We start from the raw sequence: 21,370 nt of genomic DNA on the forward strand, positions 1-21,370 counted from the left end.
TCAATCAAGCATCAGCATCGCGCCGGAATCAGGGGCTTTCCACTGGGGTTTGTCCCAATCTCATCGCGCTTTATAGACCTTTACACGCGTCCCCTGCACACGCTAGCATTTCTGCAATGCAGAATTCACACCTGCTTTGCAGAATATTCTAGCGGCGTAAATCGGGCGCATTCGCGTGCCCACGCGCCGTCAATGGAGGCTGCCCGAATCCATGAGTATCGATCTCCAGTCGAGCTTCAGCGGCACGCGTCCCGTCGCCGACGCGCATGCCTTCGACATCGCGCGTCTCGCCGCGTGGATGCGCGAGCATCTGCACGATTTCGCGGGCGGCGTGCACGTCGAGCAATTCAAGGGCGGCCAGTCGAATCCCACCTTTCTGCTCGATGCGGGCGGCGCGCGATACGTGTTGCGCCGCAAGCCGCCGGGCGTGCTGCTGCCGTCGGCGCATGCAGTGGACCGCGAATATCGCGTGATTCGCGCGCTCGCACAGACCGATGTGCCGGTCGCGAAAGCCTACGCGCTCTGCGAGGACGCGGCGGTGATCGGCTCGCCGTTCTATCTGATGGAGTATGTGGAGGGGCGCATCTTCTGGGACGCGGCGCTGCCGGGCATGACGCCCGAGGCGCGCGGCGACATCTACGACGAGATGAATCGCGTGATTGCCGCCTTGCATTCAGTCGATCCCGATGCGATCGGTCTCGGCGATTACGGCCGCGCGGGCAATTACATCGAGCGTCAGGTGGCGCGCTGGACCAAACAATATCGCGCGTCGGAAACGGAGCGCATCGAAGCTGCCGACCAACTGATCGACTGGCTCCCGAAGCATCTGCCGGCCGGCGACGAACGCCGCATCGTGCATGGCGATTACCGGCTCGACAACGTGATTTTCGACGCGCGCGAACCGCGCATTCTCGCCGTGCTCGATTGGGAGTTGTCCACGCTCGGCCATCCGCTTGTCGACTTCGCTTATCACTGCATGATCTGGCATATGCAGGCGGGCGCGCGTCGCGGCCTGGTCGGACTCGATCTCGACGCACTCGGCATTCCCGGCGAAAGGGCTTATTTGCAGCGCTATTTGCAGCGAGTCGCGCGCGCTTCGCGCGACGACGTGTCCGAAGTCGATTGGGGCTATTACCTCGTCTTCAACATGTTCCGGCTCGTGGGTATTTTGCAGGGCGTGATGGCACGCGCGCTGCAAGGCAACGCGTCGAGCGCGCTCGCGCTCGAAACGGGCAAGCGCACGCGTCCGCTCGCGGAGCAGGCGTGGGCGCTCGCGCGCGAAGTGGACGCGATGCGCTAGCGCGCTGCGGGCCACGCGCCACTCGCGCCACGCGACATTCAACCGGTCAATTCAGCGGAAATCAGCTAATGAACTTCGAACATTCGAGCAAGGTGAAGGATCTGCAGGCGCGGCTCACGGCATTCATGGATCAGCATGTGTATCCGGCGGAGGAACAGTTCGCCGCCGAAATGGACGCGGCGCGGCGCGCGGGCAATCCGTGGCAGCCCGCGCCCGTGATGGAAAAGCTCAAGGACAAGGCGCGCGGCGCGGGACTGTGGAATCTGTTTCTGCCCGCGCACGAATCGCAGGACGGTCTTACGAATCTGGAATACGCGCCGCTGTGCGAAATCATGGGGCGCTCGGCGATCGGTGCGGAGCCGTTCAATTGCTCGGCGCCCGACACCGGCAATATGGAAACGCTGCTGCGCTACGGCAGCGAGGCGCAGAAGCGCGAGTGGCTCGCGCCGCTGCTCGACGGCACGATCCGTTCGGCCTTCGCGATGACCGAGCCTGCCGTGGCGTCGTCGGATGCGACCAATATCGAGGCGCGTATCGAGCGCGACGGCGATCATTACGTTATCAATGCGCGCAAATGGTGGACCTCGGGCGCGAACGATCCGCGCTGCAAGATACTCGTTTTCATGGGTAAAACCGATCCGCACGGCGAGAATCGTCATCAGCGCCAGTCGATGGTGCTGGTGCCGCTCGACACGCCGGGCGTCACGGTGCTGCGCCATCTGCCCGTGTTCGGTTACGACGACGCGCCGCACGGTCATGCCGAAGTGCTGTTCGAAAACGTGCGCGTGCCGGTCACGAACGTGCTGCTCGGCGAAGGGCGCGGCTTCGAGATCGCGCAAGGGCGTCTCGGGCCGGGCCGCATTCACCACTGCATGCGCTTGATCGGCCGCGCCGAACGCGCGCTCGAAGCGATGTGCCGACGCACCACGAAACGCACCGCGTTCGGCCGTGCGATTGCGGATCAGGGCGTCACGCGCGAACGCATCGCCAACGCGCGCATTCTGATCGATCAGGCGCGTTTCCTCGTGCTGCACGCGGCATGGAAAATGGATTCCGTCGGCAACAAGGCGGCGCGCAAGGAGATTGCGATGATCAAGGTGGCCGCGCCCGCGATGGCCTGCCAGGTGATCGACTGGGCGATTCAGGCGCATGGCGGCGGGGGCGTGAGCGACGATTTCGGCCTCGCGCGCGCGTATGCGAGCGCGCGCACGATCCGTCTCGCGGACGGCCCGGACGAAGTGCATCGCAACGCCATCGCCAAGATGGAACTCGCGAGCTATCTCTGATCAGCGGAGCACGACGACATGACTTCCACAGCAGCGCTCGACCTGCCGCCATTCGAAAGCATCGGCGAGCAGATCCGCAAATGGGCGCGCGAGCAGGGCGATCATGCGGCGCTCGTTTGCGACGGCACGGTCTACAGCTACGCCGAATTCGACGCGATGATCGACCAGTGCGCGAGCGCCTTGCAGCGCGACGGCGTGATGCCCGAAGACGTGGTGGCGATTTGCGCGGGCGCGTCGCCGTGGTACGCGGCGGTGTTTCTCGGCGCGTTGCGCGCGGGCGCGGCGGTCGCGCCGCTCTCGCCGGCTTCGCATGCCGACAGCCTCGCGGGTATGATCGGCAACGCGGGCGCGCGCGTGCTGTTTCTCGATGAGCCGGTGCAGCGCGCGCTGGACGGCGCGGCGCACGCGCCCGCCGTGCGCCGCGTGCGTCTCGATGCACAGGAAACGACTCAGGCCGGCACCGCGCCATTCACGGGCCTCGACGCCTGGCTCGCGCCGCGTGGCGTGGCGCCGCGCGAGGTGCGCATCGAGCCGCAGTGGGCGTTCAATATCATCTATTCGTCGGGCACGACGGGCATGCCCAAAGGCATCGTGCAGTCGCACGCGATGCGCTTCGCCTATGCGCTGCGCAGCGTCTCGCGCGGCTACGGCCCCGAAGCGGTCACGCTGATCTCCACGCCGCTCTATTCGAACACCACGCTCGTGAGTTTCTTTCCGACCTTCGCGCTCGGCGGCACCGTCGTGCTGATGCCGAAGTTCGACACGAAGCGCTATCTCGAACTCGCGCAGCAGCATCGCGCCACGCATACGATGCTGGTGCCGGTTCAGTATCAGCGTCTGCTCGCGGATCCGGATTTCGATCGTTACGATCTGTCGAGCTTTATTTCGAAGTCCTGCACGAGTGCGCCGTTCAATGCCGCGTTGAAGGCCGATGTGGTGCGCCGCTGGCCCGGCAGCCTCACGGAGTTCTACGGCATGACCGAGGGCGGCGCGTCGTGCGAACTGTGCGCCGATGAGTTTCCCGCCAAGCTGCATACGGTCGGCAAGCCCATGCCTGGGCATGAAATGCGTTTGATCGACGCGGCGGGCGAGGAGCTGCCGCCCGGCAGCATCGGCGAAATCGTCGGGCGTTCGCCGACCATGATGACGGGCTACTATCGTCAGCCTGAGAAGACCGCCGAAGCCGAGTGGCACGACCGCGACGGCCAGCGCTTCATCCGCACGGGCGACATTGGCCGCTTCGATGAAGAGGGTTTTCTCGTGCTCATGGACCGCAAGAAGGACATGATCATTTCGGGCGGCTTCAATATCTATCCGAGCGATCTGGAGCAGGTGCTGCTCGGGCATCCCGCAGTGGCGGAAGCGGCGGTGGTCGGCGTGAATTCGGAGCGCTGGGGCGAGACGCCGGTGGCCTTCGTCACGGTGCGTTCGGGCCGCGATGAAACGGCGCACGCCATCGCGGACTGGGCCAACGAGCGCCTCGGTAAAATGCAGCGGCTCGCTGAAGTCGTGGTGGTCGAAGCCTTGCCGCGCAGCGCGATCGGCAAGGTGCTCAAGCGCGAATTGCGCGACGCGTTCAGGCCGTCTGCGGCTTGAGCGATTGCGTGCCGCAAGGCGTCGAATGCCCGGATCGTTGCAGGGGTTCAGGGCAAACCGGCGTGCGGCACCTCCACGCGCACGGCGAGGATGCGGCCCGCGCGGCGCGCGCCGTTATCGGCGCCAATGCCGGGCGCGGCGCACAGAAACAGCGTACGGCCATCGTCGCCGCCGAGCATGCACGCGTAGCCTTGTTCGTCGCCCATGGCGATGCTGTCGACGATGCCCGCGCCTTCCTTCACGCGCAGCACGCGATTGCCGCGCGCGTCCGCGACCCAGACCGCGCCTTCGGCATCGAGACAGAGGCCGTCGGGATAGCTGCCCGCGAGATCCGCGAACACACGACGACGTGACAGCGCGCCGTCGCCTCCCGCATCGACATCGAATGCCGTGATGCGCTGCCCGAACGTCTCCGCGACGATCAGCGTGCGGCCATCGGGCGTGAGCGCCATGCCGTTCGGGAAGCGCAATTCGCGCGCCGCCACGCGCACGCGGCCATCGGGCAGCACGCAGAGCAGATCGGTCGCGCGCTCCGGCTCGTCCGCATAGAGATTGAAGCCGAAATTGCCGACATACGCGCGCCCGGCCGTATCGACGAGCATGTCGTTGCACGGTCCCGGCACGTGCCGGGAGAGGTCGGCGTAGACGCGCGGCGCGCCGTTCCCGTTCCCGCTTTCGTTCCCGTTCCCGATCGCGAGTACCGTGCAGTCGTGCATCGATACGGCCAGCATCGTGCCGTCCGGCAGCCAGCCGAGTCCGCTTGGAGAATGCGGCACGTGCGCGACGGTTTCGAGCTTGCCGCTCGCATCGGCGCACAGCACTTCGTGGCGAAAGAAATCGGAGAACCAGAGCTTGCCCGCGTGCCAGCGCGGCGCCTCGGCAAAGCACAGACCTTCGACGAATACTTCGGGCGTTCTTGCTTGCGTCATGCCATCCTCGCGAGGAAAAAAACCTGCGCCGCGCTAGCGCGACGCCGTTGCTTCATGCCGATCGAGTCGATTCAACCCGATGCGATGCGATCACTTCGCGGAAGCGACCGAATCGGGCAGCGCCTTGATATTGCCGTTCTCGACCACGGCCACCACGGCGCGGCCCATTGTGATGCCGCCGCGCGCATCGACCCCGGTCAGGCCATGCGGATTGTTCTGCGGCGAGAGCGCTTTCAAGGCCTGATCGTAGGCCTTGCGGATCGCGGCGGCGTCGGTCGTCGTGCCGGCGATCTTCATGGCTTGCGCGGTCGCCCACACGGCGGTGTAGTTCAGCGACGCTTCCTGGGTCGGCAGGCGGCCCGCGTGCGTCTTCGTGAAGCGCGCGACGAAGGATTTGGCGTCGGGCGAGGGATCGTCGCCGATCGGCATCACGCCAATCGAGCCTTCGAGCGCGCCATAACCGCCTGCGATCTTCGCGACTTCGTCGAGCTTGGCCTGATCCATCACCGCGAAGCCGCCCTTGAAGCCCAGTTCGCGCGCCTGGCGAATGATGAGGCCCGTGGGTTCGGACGGGCCGCCTACGAAGATGACCTTCGGCTTCGCGGCGAGCACGCGGCTCACGCCGCTATAGAAGTCGGTGGCGCGGTTGTACGAGAGCGGCGTGTCGGCGACCACGGTGCCGCCCGCAGCCTGCCACGCGGGTTTGAACGCGGCGGTCCAGGCTTTGCCGTAGTCGGTGTCGGTGCTCGCGATGGCCACTTCCTTGCCGTACTTGCTCATCTCGTACTTCACGAACGCAGGCGTGTACGAGGTGAATTCCGGCGGAATGCGGATCGTGAGCGGATTGCCGCGCGCGGCGAGCTGCGGCACGCTCGTGTAGGCGAGCAGCAAGAGATTCTGCTGGGCGTTGATCGTCTGGACTGCGTAGCAACCTCCTGAGTGCGGCACCAGCACGATGGGCGCCTTGTACTCCTGCGAGAGACGGCGCGCGTTGATGGCCGTTTCGCTCGGGTTGTACTGATCGTCGAGCGCGACCACGTCGAGCTTAAGGGGCTTGCCGCCCACCACGAGCCCGGCCTGATTGATTTCGGCCACGGCCATCTGCATGCCTTCGAGCACGTTCTGGCCGTATTTCGCGGCGCCGCCGCTGAGCGGCCCGGAAAAGCCGATATGCACGGCGTTCTCCTGCGCCATGACGGGCGAGGCGGCGATCAGCGAGGAGGCAAAGGCTGCGGAAAGCGCGAGGCACAGCTTCTTGACGATCATGAACGTGTCCTTGATGGAGTGGCTTGCATGGATTGCGTGGGGTGAGCGCGCGTGCAGCGCGACCTCAACCGCCGACATAGGCGCGGCGCACGGCTTCGTTGCCCGCGAGGCTGTCGTAGTCGCCTTCGAGCACGATGCGCCCCGACTCCACGACATAGGCGCGATGCGCGATCTTTAGCGCGGCGTGCGCGTTCTGCTCCGCGAGCAGCACCGTGGTGCCCGCGCGATTGATGCGCTGGATCACCTCGAATGTCTGCTTGACGACGAGCGGCGCGAGGCCGAGCGACGGCTCGTCGAGCAGCAGCACGCGAGGCCGGCTCATCAGCGCGCGGCCGATCGCGACCATCTGCTGCTGACCGCCGCTCAACGCACCGGCGGGGTCGTCCTTGCGTTTGACGAGGTCGGGAAAGAGGCCGAACACGTCGTCGAGCCGCGTGCGGTTGCCCGCGCGGTCGCGCCGATGCGGGTACGCGCCGAGCATCAGATTTTTCAGCACGGACATCGCGGGAAACAGCTTGCGGCCTTCGGGGCAATGGATCACGCCCGCGCGCACGACCTCGGCGGGACGCTTGCCGACGAGATCGACGTCCTTGAGCCGGATGCGCCCGGCGCTCGCGCGCGTGAGCGCGCTGGCCGCGCGAAAGATCGAACTCTTGCCCGCGCCGTTCGCGCCGAGCAGCACCACGAGCTCGCCTTCGTCGGCGCGCAGGTTGATGCCGTGCAGCGCGCGAAAGCTGCCGTAGTCGAGGCTCACGTCATTGAACGTCAGCATGTTCGCTCCCGAGATAGGCGTCGATCACCGCCTGGTTCCTGCGGATTTCGTCGGGCGTGCCCTCGGCGATTTTTTCGCCGTGGTCGAGCACCATGATCTTGTCCGCGAGATTCATGATCATGCTCATCTTGTGTTCGACGAGGCACACCGTCATGCCGCGCCGCGCGATCTTGCGGATCAGCGTGGCGAGCCCGTCGGTTTCCTCGGGATTCACGCCGCCCGCCGGTTCGTCGAGCAGCAGCACGGTCGGGTCGGTCGCCAGCGCGAGTGCGATCGCCACGCGCTTGCGTTCCTCCTGCGTGATGCCACCCGCGGGCTTCGCTTCCAGATGCGCGAGCCCCACGAAATCGAGCGATTCGCGCGCCTTGTCGCGGCACAGGCGTTCTTCGTGCTTGCAGCGCGCGGTGCGCAGCAGGGCGTCCCAGAGACCGGAGCGCGTGCGCAGCCGATGACCCACGATCAGGTTCTCCAGCACCGACGCCGTTTCGAACAGCGCCGTGGCCTGAAACGTGCGCGCCACGCCGAGCCGCGCCATCTGATCGGCGCGCAGCCCCGTGACGTCCTGGCCGCGCAACTTGATGCTGCCCGTGCTGGGCCGATACATGCCGCTGATCAGATTAAAGAAGGTGGTCTTGCCCGCGCCGTTCGGACCGATGATCGCGTTGATGCGCGCTTCGTCGATGCGCGTGCTGACGTCGCTGACAGCAGTCAGGCCTCCGAAGTGTTTCGAGAGCGAGGCGATTTCAAGCATGGCCGTCTCCGCTCGACGTGGCGCGGCGCGTGGGCGGCGGCGCGACATTGCGCGTCCCCACGCGGCTGCGCAGGCTCTGATAAAGGCCGACCAGACCGCGCGGCAGGAAGATCAGCAGCACGATCAGCAAGGGGCCGAATACGAGAAAGCGATAGTCCTGCATGAACTGCAGCGACTGCGTGAGCCACGGCAGCGCAATCGCGCCGAGCAGCGGACCGGCCAGCGTGCCGATGCCGCCGACCACCACGTACATCGTCATGTCGAAGGTATGGCCGATGTTCGCGAGATCGGGTCCGAGAAAGCGCACGAAGCCCGCGTAGAGGCCGCCCGCGATGCCCGCATAGCACGTGGAGATCAGGAACGCGAGCATCTTGTTGCGCATGAGATCGATGCCGAGCGCCTGCGCGAGATGCTCGCTATTGCGGATCGCCACGAAGGTGTGGCCGACGAGCGAATTCACGATGCGATGCATGATCCACATGCCCGCGGCAAGAAACGCGAACGTGAGGTAATAGAGCGCGCGCGGATTCTCGAACGAAATCGAGCCGATCGAAGGCGGCGCCGCGATGCCGATGATGCCCACCACGCCATGCGTGAGGCTGTCCCATTTCTCGATGCCGAGAAAGATGATGTAGCCCACACAAAGCGTGAAGATCGCGAAGTAATTGCCCTTCAGTCGCAGCGAAACGAGGCCCACGAAGAAACCGAGCACGACGCTCACCACGCCCGCGAGCACGAACGCGATCCAGAACGGCACCTGGTAGTCCACGGTGAGGATGCCCACCGTGTACGCGCCCACAGCCATGAAGCCGCCGTGCGCGAGATTGAACTGGCCGGTGTAGCCAGTGAGCAGGTTGAGGCCGATCGTCGCCAGCGCGAAGATGAAGGCCGTGGACATCACCGTGAGCGAATAATCGGAGCGCACGAGAAACGGCAGGGCGAGGCCAATCACGAACAGCGCGAGCCAGCCCAGGTGGCGCGTTGGCATCATGATGCGCGCATCTCCCTTGAGAAAAGCCCTTGCGGGCGCAGCGACAGGATCGCCACGAGCAGGACGAAGGCGATCAGGTCCTGGTAGTCGGGCGAGACGTAGAAGGCGCCGAAGCTTTCGGCGAGGCCGATGATCAGTCCGCCCACGACGGCACCGGGCACGCTGCCCATGCCGCCGAGAATGATGATGACGAAGGCCTTCAGGATCACTAACTGACCCATTGCCGGATAGATCAGGTTGATGGGCGCGTAGAGCGCGGCGGCCACGGCGGCCAGCACGCCCGAGAGCGCGAAGGTCGCCATGCCCACCTTGCGCGGGTCGATGCCCATGAGCGCCGCGCCTTCGCGGTTCTGCGCGACGGCGAGAATCGTCGAGCCGGCCACGGTGTGATGCAGGAACAGTTGTAGCGCGAGCACGAGGCCGAATGCGCCCGCGATGATCAGCAGGCGCTGGATGGGGGCGATCACGCCGCCCCATTCGAGCACGCCGGACCACGGCGGCGACATGCGGTGGAAGTCGGTGCCCCAGAGCGCCTGCGCGGCCGCTTCGAGAAACAGCATGAGGCCGATGGCGGCGATCATCGGCGCGAGTTCGGGCGCGTTGCGCAGCGGATGGAACACGAGGCGTTCCGCGAGCACGGCGACGATGCCCACGCAGATCGCGGCGGCCACCATCGCGCTCCAGTAGCCGAGGCCGAAGCGCGTGGTGAGGTAGAACGCCGCGAACGCGCCGACCATGTAGAACGCGCCGTGCGCGAAGTTCGGCACGGCCATGATGCCGTACACGAGCGTGAGGCCCAGCGCGACGAGGCTGTAGATGCCTCCGAGCGTCAAACCGTTGAGCACCTGCTGCAAAAACAGATCCACCGTGACCTCCGTGTGCGTCGATCGCTAGCGCTTCGTGAGCGCTCATTTGGCAATGAATTCTGCAATGCAGTCAGCCTGGGGAAACTACCAGACCGACGTTCCTGGCGCGCCGATACGCCATGTTCCTATCTCTAATAGATAAATGCGGCGATGCGGCATCGTAAAAACAGGCGCAATAGGCCGGATTGACGCTCAGGGTTCATCTCTATAAATTCTGCAATGCAGACAACAATTCTGCATGTCGAGCAACACAGCACAAACCGCCAACGCTCACTTCGAGAGGAAAACGACGATGCGATTCAAGGACAAGGTGGCCCTCGTGACCGGCGCGGCCAGCGGTATCGGGCGCGCGACGGCACAACGGCTGTATGACGAAGGCGCGCGCGTCGCGCTCGTCGACTGGAACCGCGAGGCGCTGGCCGAGTCCGCCGCGCGCTTCGATGCGGCGCGCGTCTGGCACGGCGCGCTCGACGTCGCGCGCGAGGACGAGGTGGCCGCGTGCGTCGGGCAGGTGCGCGAGCGCTTCGGCGAAATCGACGCGCTGTGCAATATCGCGGGCATCGCGGGCGGCGACTATTCGATCGTCGCCGAGACGGATACGGCGGTCTGGCAAAAGATCATCGGCGTGAATCTCATGGGCGTCGTGCATTTCACCAAGTGGGCCGCGCAGGCGATGATCGCGCGCGGGCAAGGGGCGATCGTCAATGTGGCGTCGGTGGCCGGCGTGCGTTCGGGCGCGGGCGGCAACGCCTATAGCGCCTCGAAGGCCGCCGTCATCAACCTCACGATGACGAGCGCCTGCGATCTCGCGCCGTGGGCGATCCGCGTGAACGCCGTCTGCCCCGGCTTGATCGAGACCGGCATGACCGCGCCCGTGTTCGAACGCGCGCGCGAGCTCAACAAGAGCGATCGCCTCGGCTACCGTTGCGAGCTGCGTCGTCCGGGGCGCGCCGAAGAAGTGGCCGCGGCGATCGCGTTTCTCGCCAGCGACGACGCCAGCTATATCACCGGCCAGGCGCTGCCCGTCGACGGCGGCAACACGGCTTCGCTGAATCTGCCCGGCATGAAGGTCTGAGCGCCGGTGCTCAGGCGTTGCGCGCTCCACGATCCTGCGTGTCGCGGTGCGCGCGCCGCGATCAGAACATATGGCGGATGCCGATGCTCGTGCCCAGCGTCGAGCCGGTCACTTCGTTGAGCGCGTTGTTGATCGACAGGCCCGTGTGCATGTTGCCGTGATTGTTCACGTAGCCCACCTGGCCGTAGAGCGTGGTGCGTTTCGAGAGGAAATACTGCACGCCGGTCGCGGCGAGGAGCGAGTGATTCGAACCTTCGTTGCCGTCGTGCGTGTACCAGACGCCCGCGTTGACGCTCAGATACGGCGTGAAGAAGTAGCTGGCGCCGCCCGAATACACGCTATTGCTGAACGAGCCCGCGACCTTGTAGAGCGCATACGAGGCGAACAGGCTCAGGCTGTTGTCGAAGCGATAGCTCGCGCCGAGCGTGCGGCCCACGAATTCGACGGTGCTGGGCACCGGCGTGCTGGCCGCGCTGCCGCCCGCGTTGCCGTTGTAGAGCGCGCCGGTCAGCGTGAGGCCGCCGAGGTGATAGCGCAGGCTCGCCGAATACTGGCGGCCCGCCTGGAAGTCGCCCGCCGTGCCGCCGAGCGCGAGCATGCCGGCCGCTTGCAGGCCGTAGATTTCCGGCGACGTGTAGGTGAGCGAATTGCTGTTGAAGAGGCCCGTGACGTAGACGTTGTTCACATAGCTCACGAGACCGCTGCCGAAATACGACATGCCGCGCGGGTCGGTGTCGTAGAGCGAGAGGAAGAACGGCGAGAATTGCAGACCGGCCTTGACCGTGCCGTAGCCGCTGCTCACGCCGACCCACGCCTGGCGGCCGAACATGTTGCCGTTCGAATTGTCGAACCCGCCGTTGGCCACGCTGATGCCGCTTTCCAACGTGAAGATCGCGCGCATGCCGCCGCCCAGATCTTCCGAGCCGCGCAAGCCGAAGCTCGATCCCGTCATGCCGCTGTCGGTGAAGGAGAACTGGTGCCCCATGTTTTGCCCGGTCGTCGTGTTCAGCGTGTGGCTCGTGTAAAGCAGCGAGCCGTCGACGATACCGTACAGCGTCACGCTGCTCTGCGCCTGCGCGGCGCCCGTCATGCCCAGCAGACCCGTTGCCGCGAGCCCGGTCGCAAGCAGATTTTTGCGTAGCGTATTGCGTTTAGACATTTTGGAATCCTGATTGTCTGGATGTGTTTTTGAATGCGGCAAAACAGCGGGATTCGAACGACTTCTTCGCGGTACGGCTGGGCACACGGAGGCGGCGCGTCTGCGCTGTCCATGCGGGTGGCGGTGAATGCCCGCGAGGGCGCCGCCGGCGACGCGTCACGCGGACGGCATCACGGGGATTGTTGCGGTGAAGCGGGGAGGGACGCCGTGTCGGCGAGGCCAGTTGAGCGGGCGCGATTGTGTCGGCGCGGCGCGGAACTGTGTCGGAATGCAGGTTGATGCGGCTGCTCGTTCACCGATTGCCTCTCCGTAACCCGATGGGCTTGCAACGTCGTCCTCAGGGATGTCAGACGGGAGCATTTTTGTACGGTCGTACGGAAAGTGTCACCCTGGGGGAAACGTGGGGTGCGGTGCGGCAAAGGGGAAAGAAGCGGTAAGGCGCGCGAAAATGGCGGACTTTCGGCGAGAAATGATGCGCTGCGCGCAGCGCGCCACGTGCGGTGACGGGGCGCTGCGCGGCGCGAGGGAGGAGCCCGGAACGGAAGGGATCAGACCGGCAGCGGATCGTCGATCACGGCCTGGTTGAACTGCGCGATGAAGCCGTGTTCGTTCACGCCGGGGTTCGCGCGGAACGCCTTCGCGGACTCCACCAGCACTTCGGTTTGCGCGCCGGGCAGCGCGGCCAGGGTTTCGGCGATGAAGGCGTCGAGCTGCATCGCGCGCGGGTCGCCGCTCTTGCGGATCAGATCGGTGTCCACCCACGGCGGCGCGATTTCGAGCACGCGCACGCTGGTGTCGCGCAGCACGAAGCGCTGCGAGAGCGTGTACGAATGGATCGCCGCCTTGGTCGCCGAATAGAGCGCGGTGGCCGCGAGCGGCACATAGGCGAGCACCGAACTGTTGTTGATGATCGTCGCCTCGGGCTGCTGCTTCAGATGCTCGACGAAGGCGGCGCTCACGCGCACCGGGCCGAGCAGATTGGTTTCGATCATGCGCACGGCCTGGGCGTCGTCGAGCGCGCCGCCTGCGTCGTCGAACGGCATGATGCCCGCGTTGTTGATCACCACGTTCAGCGACGGATGGCGCGCGATCACCTGCTGCGCCACGGCGCGGATCTGCGCGGCGTCGTTGATATCGAGTTGCACGGTGTCGATGCCCGGATTCGCGCGCGCGACGTCGTCGAGCAGCGCCTGGCGGCGTCCCGCGATGATGACCTGGTTGCCGAGCCGATGGAAGGCTTCGGCGAGACCGCGTCCGATGCCCGAGGTGCCGCCCGTGATGAAGATCGTGTTGCCGGTGGTTTTCATGATCAAGACTCCTGATTGATGGGCGAGGTATTAACGCGACGTCACGTGATAGCGCGCGGCAGGCGTGTTGCTGGAAAGATGCGAGGACATCGCGCGGCGCGCGCTTTCGAAGGCGTCCCACTGCGCGACGTCGTGCAGCGAGGGAATCGTCACGAGTTCGCGGTTCTCGAAACCGGCGAGCGCTGCATCGACCATGTCGGGCGCCGACATGACGATTGCGCTGTCGAGCTGCGCGAGCGGCAGGCCGCCCGTTTCCCAGAAGTCGGTGGCGGTCGCGCCCGGCAGCACGGCCTGGACGCGCACGCCCTGGCTCGCGAGTTCGTGATGCAGCGACTGGCTGAACGCGAGCACGAAGGCCTTGGTGCCGCCGTAGACGCCGTTGAGGATCTCCGGCGCGATGCCGACGATCGACGAGATATTGATGACCGCGCCGTGTCCGCGCGCCACGAAGCCGGGCACGGCGGCATAGGTCAGGCGCGTGAGCGCGGTCACGTTCAGGTCGATCATGCGCGTCATGTGATCGACGTCGCTCGCGATCAGCGGCGTATGCGTGCCGATCCCCGCGTTGTTGACCAGCAGCGTGATGCTGGCGTCCTCGCGCAGTTTGGTCTCGACGCGGGCGAGCGACGCGCGTTCGCCGAGATCGGCGTCGAGCACTTCCACGCTGCGCTGCGTCTCGTTGGTGATGCGTTCGGCGAGCGCGTCCAGACGCGTGCGGTCGCGGGCGACCAGCACGAGGTCGTAGCCGCGTTGCGCGAGACGCTGCGCGTAGATCGCGCCGATGCCCGACGACGCGCCCGTGACGAGCGCCGTACCGCGGTATTCGGCGCTGGCTTGCGTTGCTGTGTTCATGACGATGGCTCCTTGTGTAGTCCGCTGATCCGTCGATCCGGTTGGATGCGTTGAATGCGTGGAGCCATTCTGGTCCCGATTGACCGTGGCCGAAATGACGTATAGGGTAGTGATTCATGACATAGGCCGGAAAACGGCCTTTCGTCGGATAACTTGCAAGGAGCGCGTCATGCATCGCATCGGTTATCTGCTGTGCGACGGTTTTCAGGTGATGGCGATCGCGACGCAGACCGTTTTCGAATTTGCCAACGAAGCGGCCGGCGACGCGTTCTACACGTTAGAAAACTATTCGATCGCGGGCGGCGAAGTGCGCTCGTCGTTCGGCATGAGCGTGCGAACGCTGCCGGCGCCGCCGCGTCGGCAGATGGATACGTGGATGGTGGCCGGCGTGATCGATCCGGTCGCCATGCCCGCATCGGAGGAGGAACTGGCGTACCTGCGCCGCGCGAGCACGCGCGCGCGGCGCGTGGCGGGCATCTGCACAGGCGGCTTCGTGCTGGCCGAGGCGGGGCTGCTCGACGGGCGGCGCGCCACCACGCACTGGGCGGTCGCGCGCGAGATGCAGGCGCGCCATCCGGCGGTGCGCGTGGAAGAGGACCGCATCTATATCGTCGATGGGCCGGTGTGGACGTCGGCGGGCATGACCGCCGGGCTCGATCTCGCGCTCGCGATGGTGGAGAAGGATCTGGGCGCGGACGTGGCGCGCTCGGTCGCGCACAAGCTCGTGATGCATCAGCGCCGTTCGGGCGGGCAGTCGCAGCATTCGGAAATGCTCGATCTCGCGCCCAAGTCGGACCGCATTCAAAACGCGCTGGAGTATGCGCGGCGCAATCTCGGCACGGCGCTCACGGTCGAGACGCTGGCCGAGGCCGTGCATCTGAGTCCGCGTCAGTTTAGCCGCGTGTTTACGGCGGAAACGGGACAGTCGCCCGCGCGCGCGATCGAGGGGCTGCGGCTCGAAGCGGCGCGATTGATGATCGAGCAGAGCGCGCATCCGCTCGATGTGATCGCGCGCGAAACCGGCTTTCGCGACCGGCGCCATATGCGCGAGGCGTTCATGCGCGGTTTCGGCGTGCCGCCGCAAGCGGTGCGGCGCGAGGCGCGGGCGGCGTGAGCTAGTGATGTGGCGTGGTGAAAGTGCGCGGAGCGGGAGCGTTGATCAAGCGCCCGCCATCGCCAGCACGCGCTGCGCCATGCGCACATTGGCGAAATCGACGAGCTTGCCGTCGAGCGATACAGCGGCGAGTCCGGCGGCTTGTGCCTCCTCCAGCGCCTCGATCGTGCGCCGCGCGTCGCGCACTTCGTTGTCGGTCGGCGAGAAGGCCGCGCGGGTCGGCGCGATCTGCGAGGGGTGAATGACCTGCTTGCCGTCGTAACCCATCGCCGCCGCCTTCAGCGCCCACGCGCGCGTGAGCACGGCGTCGCGGAACGCTCCGCACGGACCGTCGATGGCGCGCAGGCCGAACGCACGTGCGGCCACCAGCAAGCGCATCATCGGATAGGCCCAGAGGTCGAGCGCGCTCGCGTCGTAGTTGCCCACTTCGTTCTTGAGCGTGTGTGCGTAACCGGCGTGCGTGCCGCCGATCTCCACTGTGCGCGCGCCGATCGACGCCGCGAAATCGCCGACGCCGAAATGTAGCGCCACGAGTCGCTCGCTCGATGCAGCGATGTCGTCGACGCAGACGAGCCCGCGTGCCGTTTCGATCAGCGCTTCGATCGCGATGGGCGCCTGCTGCGCGGGCCGCGCGCGCAGCAGCCGCTCGACTTCGTGCACCGTCGCGATGTTCTCCACCTTCGGCACGAGCACGGCGTCGAGCCGTGCCGCGTCGCGCACGAGCGTTTCCACTTCATGCACGGCGATGCCATGCGCCGACGTGTTGATCCGCACCGACACCCATTTGCCGCCCCAGTCGAGCGTGTTGAGCGCGTGTACGGCGCCGTCGAGCGCTTCGCGTTTCTTGTCGAGCGGCACGGCGTCTTCGAGGTCGATGAACACCGCATCCGCTTCGCTCGCGGCCGCCGATTGCAGCATGTTTTCCCGATGCCCGGGCACCGCGAGCACAGTGCGGGTGACGCGCGGCGCGTTCATGCTTCGCTCCGTTGCGCGGCACGTTCGGCGTATTCGGCGATTTCCGCGAGAATCGATTCAGTATGCTGACCCACGGCGGGCACCGGCCCCATCACCGGCTCCACGCCCGCGATCGTCACGGCGGGCAGGAACATGTCCATCGCGCCGCGCTCGGTGCCCACGCTGCGAAAACGCTCGCGCTCGACGAGTTGCGGGTGTTCGAGCAGCGCGTCGACATCGTTCATCTTGCCGTTGGCGATGGCGGCGCGGTCGAGGCGCGCGAGCACTTCGTCGCTGGTCCACGCGGCGAAGCGCTCGGTGATGCCGCGCTCGAGCGCGTCGCGGTTCGCGAGGCGCAGCGAGTTCGTCACGTAACGCGGATCGGTCGCCACGCTGGCGTCGCCGAGCACGACCTCGCAGAAACTGCGCCATTCGCGTTCGTTCTGTATGCCGAAGAACACCGTCTTGCCGTCGCCGGCCGCGAACGGGCCATACGGCGCGATGGTCGCGTGGCGCGCGCCGCTGCGCGGCACGGGTTCGCCGCGTCCGCGCGTGTAGTAGGCGGGATAGCTCATCCACTCGGTCATCGCGTCGAACAGCGAGACTTCGAACGCCATGCCGCGGCCCGTGCGCGCGCGCTGGTGCAGGCCCATCAGGATGCCGTTGAGCGTGTACATGCCCGTGGCGATATCGGCGATCGCGAGGCCGCATTTCGAGGGCGTCTCGGGCGTGCCGTTAATCGAGAGGAAGCCGGTTTCGCACTGCACGAGCAGGTCGTAGGCCTTCTTCTCGCTGTACGGGCCGCCGCTGCCGTAGCCCGAAATATCGCAGGCGATCAGGCGCGGGAAGCGCTCGACCAGCGACTTCGCGTCGAGGCCCTGACGCTTCGCGGCGCCCGGCGCGAGATTCTGGATAAACACGTCGGCGCGCGCGAGCAGCGCTTCCAGCGTTTCCTGGCTTTGCTCGTCCTTGATGTCGAGCGCGAGGCTCTCCTTCGATCGGTTGGTCCAGACGAACTGGCTCGACAGGCCGTCCATCGCCGTGTCGTAGCCGCGCGCGAAGTCGCCCGCGCCCGGCCGCTCGATCTTGATGACGCGCGCGCCCCAGTCGGCGAGATGACGGCTGGCGAGCGGCGCGGCGATGGCCTGTTCGATCGAGACGACCGTGATGTCGGCGAGCGGGAGAGCGGAGTTGTGCATGACGTCGGGTTTCCTTGCGGGTTTGCGGCGCGGCGGCCTGCACTTGAATGAATCGTGCGGGCCGCGCGACGCGAAATACGGGTCTGACTTTACGGCGGTAGAAAATAGTTAGGACAACATTGCTTATGGCACCATCCAGCCGAGCAGCGGCGTGGACTGCGCCCAGACGAGCAGGCTGAGTGCGGCGATCATCAGCACAGTCCAGCCCGCCACGCGGCGGAACAGCATGCCTTCGCGGCCCACGAGGCCCACCGCGACCGCGCCCACGGCGAGGTTCTGCGGCGAGATCGCCTTGCCCACCACGCCGCCCGAGGTGTTGGCGGCGGTCAGCAGAATGTCGGAGAGGCCGGTGTGATGCGCGGTCGTCAACTGCAGCATGCCGAACAGTGCGTTGGCCGAGGTGTCGGAGCCCGTGAGCGCCGTCGCGAACCAGCCGAGCACCGGCGAGACCGGCGCGAAGGCCGTGCCCGCGCGCGCCGCCCAGATGCCGAGCGTCACGATTTGCCCGGAGAGATTCATGATGTACGCGACGCCCACCACGCAGCAGACCGTGAATACGGCCCAGCGCAGTTCGTGCAGATTCTTCACGTAAGTGCGGGCGGCGGTGCGCACGTCGAGCTTGAGCAGCGGCACCGAGAGTGCGCCCGCGATCAGCACGATCGAGCCTGCGGAGAGCAGCCATTCGAACTTCGCGTTGACGGCGGACACCGCCGCGCCCTTCGGATCGACGACATGCAGACCCGGCCACGCGAACGCCGAGGTCAGCGCGCCCATGGCGTGCGCGACGAAGCCGATCTGCGTCGCCGCGACGACGAGAATCACGGCGGCGTAGGGGGCGAGCGCGCGCAGGACTTCGGCGGTGGAGTCGCGCGGAGTGTCGGTAAAGGCGTGGCGTTGTGCGTTACGTACGTCACGCGCATCACGCGCATCACGCTTTGCGGCGGCTTCGAACGACGCGCCGCCGCCCGTCATCGGCATCGCGAGCGCGCCGCCTTGCAGGCCTGCGCCGCCGGCGTTTTCGTCGCGTGCGTCAGACTTGTTGCGTGCGCCGCCGCTGGCCGCAGCGAGATCGCTACGCAGCACGGCCGGCGACCATGCGCGCAGAAAGGCAATCGACGCGCCCGCACAGAACAGCGCCGCGACGATATCGACGAGTTCCACCGGCAGCACCATCGAGCCCGCGAACTGTGCGAATGCAAAGGCGAACCCGGCGACTGCTGCGAGCGGCCAGACTTCCTTGAGTCCGCGCCGGCCGTCGAGAATGAACACGAGCATGAGCGGAATGAACAGCGAGAGCAGCGGCGCCTGGCGTCCGACCATCACGCTGATGTCGTGCACCGGCAGGCGCGTGATTTTGGCGAGCACGGTGATCGGCAGGCCGAGCGCGCCGAACGCGACCGGGCTGGTGTCGGCGAGCAGGCAGACGGTAGCGGCCTTGATCGGCTCGACGCCCAGCGAGATCAGCAGCACGGCGCAGATCGCGACCGGCGCGCCGCCGCCCGCGAGCGCTTCGAGCAGTGCGCCGAAGCAGAACGCGATCAGCACGGCCTGCACGCGCTGGTCGGGGCTCACATGGGCGAGCGCGCGGCGCAGCACGTCGGCGTGGCCGCTCGCCTGGGTGAGCTTGAACAGCCAGATCGCGTTGATGCCGATCCAGATGATCGGGAAGAAGCCGATGGCCGCGCCTTCGAGCGCGCCGCTCACGACCTGGCCGCCGGGCATGCCGTAGACGAACGCGGCGACGATCATCGAAACGATCAGCGAGGCGAGCGCGGCCCAGCGCGCGGGCAGGCGCAGCACGCCGAGCAGCACGAACAGGGTGAGCAGCGGGAGGGCCGCGAACGCGGCGGAAGCCGCGACGGAATGCGCGACCGGATCGAATATCTGGGTGTACATGCGTCTCCTTCGAACGCCTCACGGACGTTTTCTATCGAATCGAAGGAGACAATCTAACCGGCGGCGCGCGCGCCGTGAAATACCGATTGCGGCTATCGGGTATAGGTGGAACCTATAGCGTTTCTGTCAGGGGCGCGTTCAGCGCCGCGCGCGCGGGGAGGAACGGCCGGGCAGCACGCCCGCCCAGACGCCGCTTTCCACGAGTTCGGCAACGAGTTGCTCGACCACTTTCTGGATCGCCAGCGAGGCCGCGCTGGTCGGCAGCGCGTTGGGCACGCACAGCGCCACGGCCCGCGAGATCTCGGGCTCGACGAGGCGGTGGATCAGATGCTGGTCGGCGGAATGGCCGAACGCGTCGGACGAGACCAGCGTGACGCCGCCGCCCTGGCGCGCGATGGCGAGCATGGTGGGCAGCGAGTCGATATCGGCGACCACTTTGGGCTCGATGCCTTCGCGCGCGAAGGCGCGTTCGATCAGCAGGCGCAGGCCGTTCGCGGCGCTCGGCAGCACCAGCGGGACGTCGGCGAGTCGCCGCAATGGCACGTCGGCGCCCGCGTCGATGCCTTCGATGTCACCGAACGCGTACAGGTTTTCCTCGAATAACGGCCGCACGGCGATGCCGCGCGTTTCGGCTTCGCGAAACAGGATCGCCATGTCGAGGCGGCCGTTCGCCATCAGCTCGGCGAGATAGCCGCTCATGCCCTCGACGATATGCAGGCGGATGCCCGGGTAGTGACGCCGCACGTAGTCGTAGAGCGGCAGCGCGAACACCACGGCGACGCTGGTCGGCAGGCCGATGGCGACCTGGCCCGATTCGGTGCCCTTCACCTGCACGGCGAGCGGGATTTCCTCGACCTGGCGCAGCACGTCGCGCGCGCGCAGATAGAGCGCGCGGCCCGCCTCGGTGGGCTGCACGCCCTGATGGCTGCGCAGCAGCAACTGGCTCTTGAGCTCGCCTTCGAGGTTCGCGACCTGCTGGCTCAGCGACGGCTGCGCGACGCACAGCCGCTCGGCCGCTTTGGAGAGACTGCCGCAATCGACGATGGCGACGAAGTACTTGAGTTGCCGGATATCCATAGGCCTAGCTTATCGCACGGCGGGCTCGTGCGCGACGCGTTCAATCTCTGAATCGTCCGCTGAATCGCCCACTGAACCGCCCGCTGAATCGTCCGACGCCGCCGCCTCGATCAGCACCCGGATGCGCGCGGCCGTTTCCGCGCCGAGCGGGTTGTACACGAGCATATGCAGGTCCGGGCGGCCATCGACGGAAAACGCCGACTGCTCCAGTTCCACCAGCCCGAGCGTGGGATGATGCAGCCGCTTCACGCCGTGTGCCTCGCCATGATCGTGCACTTCATGGCTGCGCCACAGCGCGTCGAATTCCGGGCTCAGGCTGCAAAGCTCGTCAACCAGTTCGCCGACGGCGGAGACGAGCCCGGCGCGCGCGACATCGGCCCGGAACGCACCGACCACGAAACGCGCCACCGCGTCCCAGTCGTGCTGCTTGGCGCGCACGTCGGGATTGCAGAACAGGAAGCGCAGGATGTTGCGCTGGCCGGGCGGCAACTTGCTGTAATCGGTCAGCACGATGGCGGCGGCGCGGTTCCACGCGACCACGTCCCAGGTGGCCGTCTTGATGATGGCCGGGCTGTATTGCAGCGAATCGAGCAGCCGTTGCAGGCGCGGATTGACGCCCTCGACGGGCCGGTAACGCACTTCCGGCGGCCGTCCGAGACCGAGCATGAAGAGGTGTTCGCGTTCGGGATCGGTGAGCATCAGCGCGCCCGCGATGCGATCGAGCACCTCGGGCGAAGGCGCGCCGCCGCGCCCTTGTTCGAGCCACGTGTACCAGGTGGGGCTGATATGGGCGCGCTGCGCGACTTCCTCGCGGCGCAGGCCGGGCGTGCGGCGGCGGCCGCTGAAGCCGAAGCTCGCGGGATCGAGCCGCGTGCGGCAGCGCTTGAGAAAGTCGCCGAGCGAGGCGACCGAGGCAGCGGTGGAAGGCATTCGGGCTATCCTGGGGCTATCCTTTGGGGGCTATCCTGTTAATCATCTTA

Annotated in this window: 19 protein-coding genes; 5 read left to right on the forward strand and 14 right to left on the reverse strand. The window is 66.4% G+C overall.

What is annotated here, in order from left to right; genetic code table 11:
- The first annotated feature begins 211 nt into the window (after positions 1 to 211).
- The 3 genes from U4Y88_RS01520 to U4Y88_RS01530 all read left to right on the forward strand — a co-directional run bounded on the left by U4Y88_RS01520 (position 212) and on the right by U4Y88_RS01530 (position 4,182).
- Positions 212 to 1,300 (forward strand): phosphotransferase, encoded by a 1,089-nt coding sequence (locus U4Y88_RS01520; protein WP_321781735.1) that lies wholly within the window; start codon positions 212 to 214, stop codon positions 1,298 to 1,300.
- 68 nt (positions 1,301 to 1,368) lie between these two features.
- Positions 1,369 to 2,586 carry an acyl-CoA dehydrogenase family protein gene (locus tag U4Y88_RS01525; protein ID WP_224005627.1) on the forward strand — a complete coding sequence of 406 codons (1,218 nt, stop codon included), beginning with the start codon at positions 1,369 to 1,371 and terminating at the stop codon, positions 2,584 to 2,586.
- 18 nt (positions 2,587 to 2,604) lie between these two features.
- The gene (locus U4Y88_RS01530; RefSeq protein WP_321781737.1) at positions 2,605 to 4,182 is read left to right on the forward strand and encodes a class I adenylate-forming enzyme family protein; all 1,578 of its coding nucleotides are present in this window, start codon (positions 2,605 to 2,607) and stop codon (positions 4,180 to 4,182) included.
- A 47-nt stretch (positions 4,183 to 4,229) separates the two neighbouring features.
- Here the strand turns inward: U4Y88_RS01530 and U4Y88_RS01535 are convergent, their stop codons facing one another.
- The 6 genes from U4Y88_RS01535 to U4Y88_RS01560 form a co-directional block, all read right to left on the reverse strand.
- Positions 4,230 to 5,111, reverse strand: coding sequence for an SMP-30/gluconolactonase/LRE family protein (locus U4Y88_RS01535; protein ID WP_321781738.1), 882 nt, complete (start codon positions 5,109 to 5,111; stop codon positions 4,230 to 4,232).
- Between the two features lie 90 nt (positions 5,112 to 5,201).
- A complete protein-coding gene (locus tag U4Y88_RS01540) occupies positions 5,202 to 6,377 on the reverse strand; it encodes an ABC transporter substrate-binding protein (protein ID WP_224005635.1) in 1,176 nt (391 codons plus the stop codon).
- A 64-nt stretch (positions 6,378 to 6,441) separates the two neighbouring features.
- Positions 6,442 to 7,149, reverse strand: a complete 708-nt coding sequence (locus tag U4Y88_RS01545) for an ABC transporter ATP-binding protein (protein ID WP_321781740.1) — start codon at positions 7,147 to 7,149, stop codon at positions 6,442 to 6,444.
- The gene (locus tag U4Y88_RS01550) at positions 7,133 to 7,900 is read right to left on the reverse strand and encodes an ABC transporter ATP-binding protein (protein ID WP_224005641.1); all 768 of its coding nucleotides are present in this window, start codon (positions 7,898 to 7,900) and stop codon (positions 7,133 to 7,135) included. The genes U4Y88_RS01545 and U4Y88_RS01550 overlap by 17 nt, the downstream gene beginning before the upstream one ends.
- A complete protein-coding gene (locus U4Y88_RS01555; RefSeq protein ID WP_321781742.1) occupies positions 7,893 to 8,891 on the reverse strand; it encodes a branched-chain amino acid ABC transporter permease in 999 nt (332 codons plus the stop codon). The genes U4Y88_RS01550 and U4Y88_RS01555 overlap by 8 nt, the downstream gene beginning before the upstream one ends.
- Positions 8,888 to 9,757 carry a branched-chain amino acid ABC transporter permease gene (locus U4Y88_RS01560; RefSeq protein ID WP_224005660.1) on the reverse strand — a complete coding sequence of 290 codons (870 nt, stop codon included), beginning with the start codon at positions 9,755 to 9,757 and terminating at the stop codon, positions 8,888 to 8,890. Before U4Y88_RS01560 ends, U4Y88_RS01555 begins: the two co-directional genes overlap by 4 nt.
- 292 nt (positions 9,758 to 10,049) lie before the next feature.
- Between U4Y88_RS01560 and U4Y88_RS01565 the strand changes: the two genes are divergently transcribed.
- A complete protein-coding gene (locus U4Y88_RS01565) occupies positions 10,050 to 10,832 on the forward strand; it encodes an SDR family NAD(P)-dependent oxidoreductase (protein ID WP_310631533.1) in 783 nt (260 codons plus the stop codon).
- A gap of 61 nt (positions 10,833 to 10,893) precedes the next feature.
- Here U4Y88_RS01565 and U4Y88_RS01570 read toward each other — a convergent pair whose 3' ends face one another.
- The 3 genes from U4Y88_RS01570 to U4Y88_RS01580 all read right to left on the reverse strand — a co-directional run bounded on the left by U4Y88_RS01570 (position 10,894) and on the right by U4Y88_RS01580 (position 14,150).
- Complete coding sequence (locus U4Y88_RS01570; protein WP_224005666.1) at positions 10,894 to 11,991, reverse strand: porin; 1,098 nt, start codon at positions 11,989 to 11,991, stop codon at positions 10,894 to 10,896.
- Between the two features lie 548 nt (positions 11,992 to 12,539).
- Positions 12,540 to 13,298, reverse strand: a complete 759-nt coding sequence (locus U4Y88_RS01575; RefSeq protein WP_310631534.1) for an SDR family oxidoreductase — start codon at positions 13,296 to 13,298, stop codon at positions 12,540 to 12,542.
- Between the two features lie 30 nt (positions 13,299 to 13,328).
- Positions 13,329 to 14,150 (reverse strand): SDR family NAD(P)-dependent oxidoreductase, encoded by an 822-nt coding sequence (locus tag U4Y88_RS01580; RefSeq protein ID WP_224005672.1) that lies wholly within the window; start codon positions 14,148 to 14,150, stop codon positions 13,329 to 13,331.
- Between the two features lie 169 nt (positions 14,151 to 14,319).
- On the opposite strand from U4Y88_RS01580, the gene U4Y88_RS01585 reads away from it, so the two are divergent.
- A complete protein-coding gene (locus U4Y88_RS01585) occupies positions 14,320 to 15,264 on the forward strand; it encodes a GlxA family transcriptional regulator (protein WP_321781744.1) in 945 nt (314 codons plus the stop codon).
- Positions 15,265 to 15,309: 45 nt separating this feature from the next.
- On the opposite strand, the gene U4Y88_RS01590 is transcribed toward U4Y88_RS01585, so the two are convergent.
- The 5 genes from U4Y88_RS01590 to U4Y88_RS01610 form a co-directional block, all read right to left on the reverse strand.
- Positions 15,310 to 16,239 (reverse strand): CoA ester lyase, encoded by a 930-nt coding sequence (locus U4Y88_RS01590; RefSeq protein WP_321781747.1) that lies wholly within the window; start codon positions 16,237 to 16,239, stop codon positions 15,310 to 15,312.
- The gene (locus U4Y88_RS01595) at positions 16,236 to 17,417 is read right to left on the reverse strand and encodes a CaiB/BaiF CoA-transferase family protein (RefSeq protein ID WP_321781749.1); all 1,182 of its coding nucleotides are present in this window, start codon (positions 17,415 to 17,417) and stop codon (positions 16,236 to 16,238) included. Before U4Y88_RS01595 ends, U4Y88_RS01590 begins: the two co-directional genes overlap by 4 nt.
- 123 nt (positions 17,418 to 17,540) lie before the next feature.
- Positions 17,541 to 19,313, reverse strand: coding sequence for an L-lactate permease (locus U4Y88_RS01600; RefSeq protein WP_321781751.1), 1,773 nt, complete (start codon positions 19,311 to 19,313; stop codon positions 17,541 to 17,543).
- A gap of 138 nt (positions 19,314 to 19,451) precedes the next feature.
- Positions 19,452 to 20,390 (reverse strand): LysR substrate-binding domain-containing protein, encoded by a 939-nt coding sequence (locus U4Y88_RS01605; RefSeq protein ID WP_310631540.1) that lies wholly within the window; start codon positions 20,388 to 20,390, stop codon positions 19,452 to 19,454.
- A gap of 9 nt (positions 20,391 to 20,399) precedes the next feature.
- Entirely contained in the window at positions 20,400 to 21,320 is a 921-nt protein-coding gene (locus U4Y88_RS01610) for a helix-turn-helix transcriptional regulator (RefSeq protein WP_321781753.1), read from the reverse strand.
- Positions 21,321 to 21,370: the final 50 nt, after the last annotated feature.

This window comes from Paraburkholderia sp. J94, from assembly GCF_905220285.1.
Taxonomy (GTDB): domain Bacteria; phylum Pseudomonadota; class Gammaproteobacteria; order Burkholderiales; family Burkholderiaceae; genus Paraburkholderia; species Paraburkholderia tropica_A.

Excerpts from the sequence above, each read along its gene's own strand:
- U4Y88_RS01520 (WP_321781735.1), top strand. The coding sequence starts at position 212 with ATGAGTATCGATCTCCAGTCGAGCTTCAGCGGCACGCGTCCCGTCGCC.
- U4Y88_RS01525 (WP_224005627.1), top strand. The coding sequence starts at position 1,369 with ATGAACTTCGAACATTCGAGCAAGGTGAAGGATCTGCAGGCGCGGCTC.
- U4Y88_RS01530 (WP_321781737.1), top strand. The coding sequence starts at position 2,605 with ATGACTTCCACAGCAGCGCTCGACCTGCCGCCATTCGAAAGCATCGGC.
- U4Y88_RS01535 (WP_321781738.1), bottom strand. The coding sequence starts at position 5,111 with ATGACGCAAGCAAGAACGCCCGAAGTATTCGTCGAAGGTCTGTGCTTT.
- U4Y88_RS01540 (WP_224005635.1), bottom strand. The coding sequence starts at position 6,377 with ATGATCGTCAAGAAGCTGTGCCTCGCGCTTTCCGCAGCCTTTGCCTCC.
- U4Y88_RS01545 (WP_321781740.1), bottom strand. The coding sequence starts at position 7,149 with ATGCTGACGTTCAATGACGTGAGCCTCGACTACGGCAGCTTTCGCGCG.
- U4Y88_RS01550 (WP_224005641.1), bottom strand. The coding sequence starts at position 7,900 with ATGCTTGAAATCGCCTCGCTCTCGAAACACTTCGGAGGCCTGACTGCT.
- U4Y88_RS01555 (WP_321781742.1), bottom strand. The coding sequence starts at position 8,891 with ATGATGCCAACGCGCCACCTGGGCTGGCTCGCGCTGTTCGTGATTGGC.
- U4Y88_RS01565 (WP_310631533.1), top strand. The coding sequence starts at position 10,050 with ATGCGATTCAAGGACAAGGTGGCCCTCGTGACCGGCGCGGCCAGCGGT.
- U4Y88_RS01570 (WP_224005666.1), bottom strand. The coding sequence starts at position 11,991 with ATGTCTAAACGCAATACGCTACGCAAAAATCTGCTTGCGACCGGGCTC.
- U4Y88_RS01575 (WP_310631534.1), bottom strand. The coding sequence starts at position 13,298 with ATGAAAACCACCGGCAACACGATCTTCATCACGGGCGGCACCTCGGGC.
- U4Y88_RS01580 (WP_224005672.1), bottom strand. The coding sequence starts at position 14,150 with ATGAACACAGCAACGCAAGCCAGCGCCGAATACCGCGGTACGGCGCTC.
- U4Y88_RS01585 (WP_321781744.1), top strand. The coding sequence starts at position 14,320 with ATGCATCGCATCGGTTATCTGCTGTGCGACGGTTTTCAGGTGATGGCG.
- U4Y88_RS01590 (WP_321781747.1), bottom strand. The coding sequence starts at position 16,239 with ATGAACGCGCCGCGCGTCACCCGCACTGTGCTCGCGGTGCCCGGGCAT.
- U4Y88_RS01595 (WP_321781749.1), bottom strand. The coding sequence starts at position 17,417 with ATGCACAACTCCGCTCTCCCGCTCGCCGACATCACGGTCGTCTCGATC.
- U4Y88_RS01600 (WP_321781751.1), bottom strand. The coding sequence starts at position 19,313 with ATGTACACCCAGATATTCGATCCGGTCGCGCATTCCGTCGCGGCTTCC.
- U4Y88_RS01605 (WP_310631540.1), bottom strand. The coding sequence starts at position 20,390 with ATGGATATCCGGCAACTCAAGTACTTCGTCGCCATCGTCGATTGCGGC.
- U4Y88_RS01610 (WP_321781753.1), bottom strand. The coding sequence starts at position 21,320 with ATGCCTTCCACCGCTGCCTCGGTCGCCTCGCTCGGCGACTTTCTCAAG.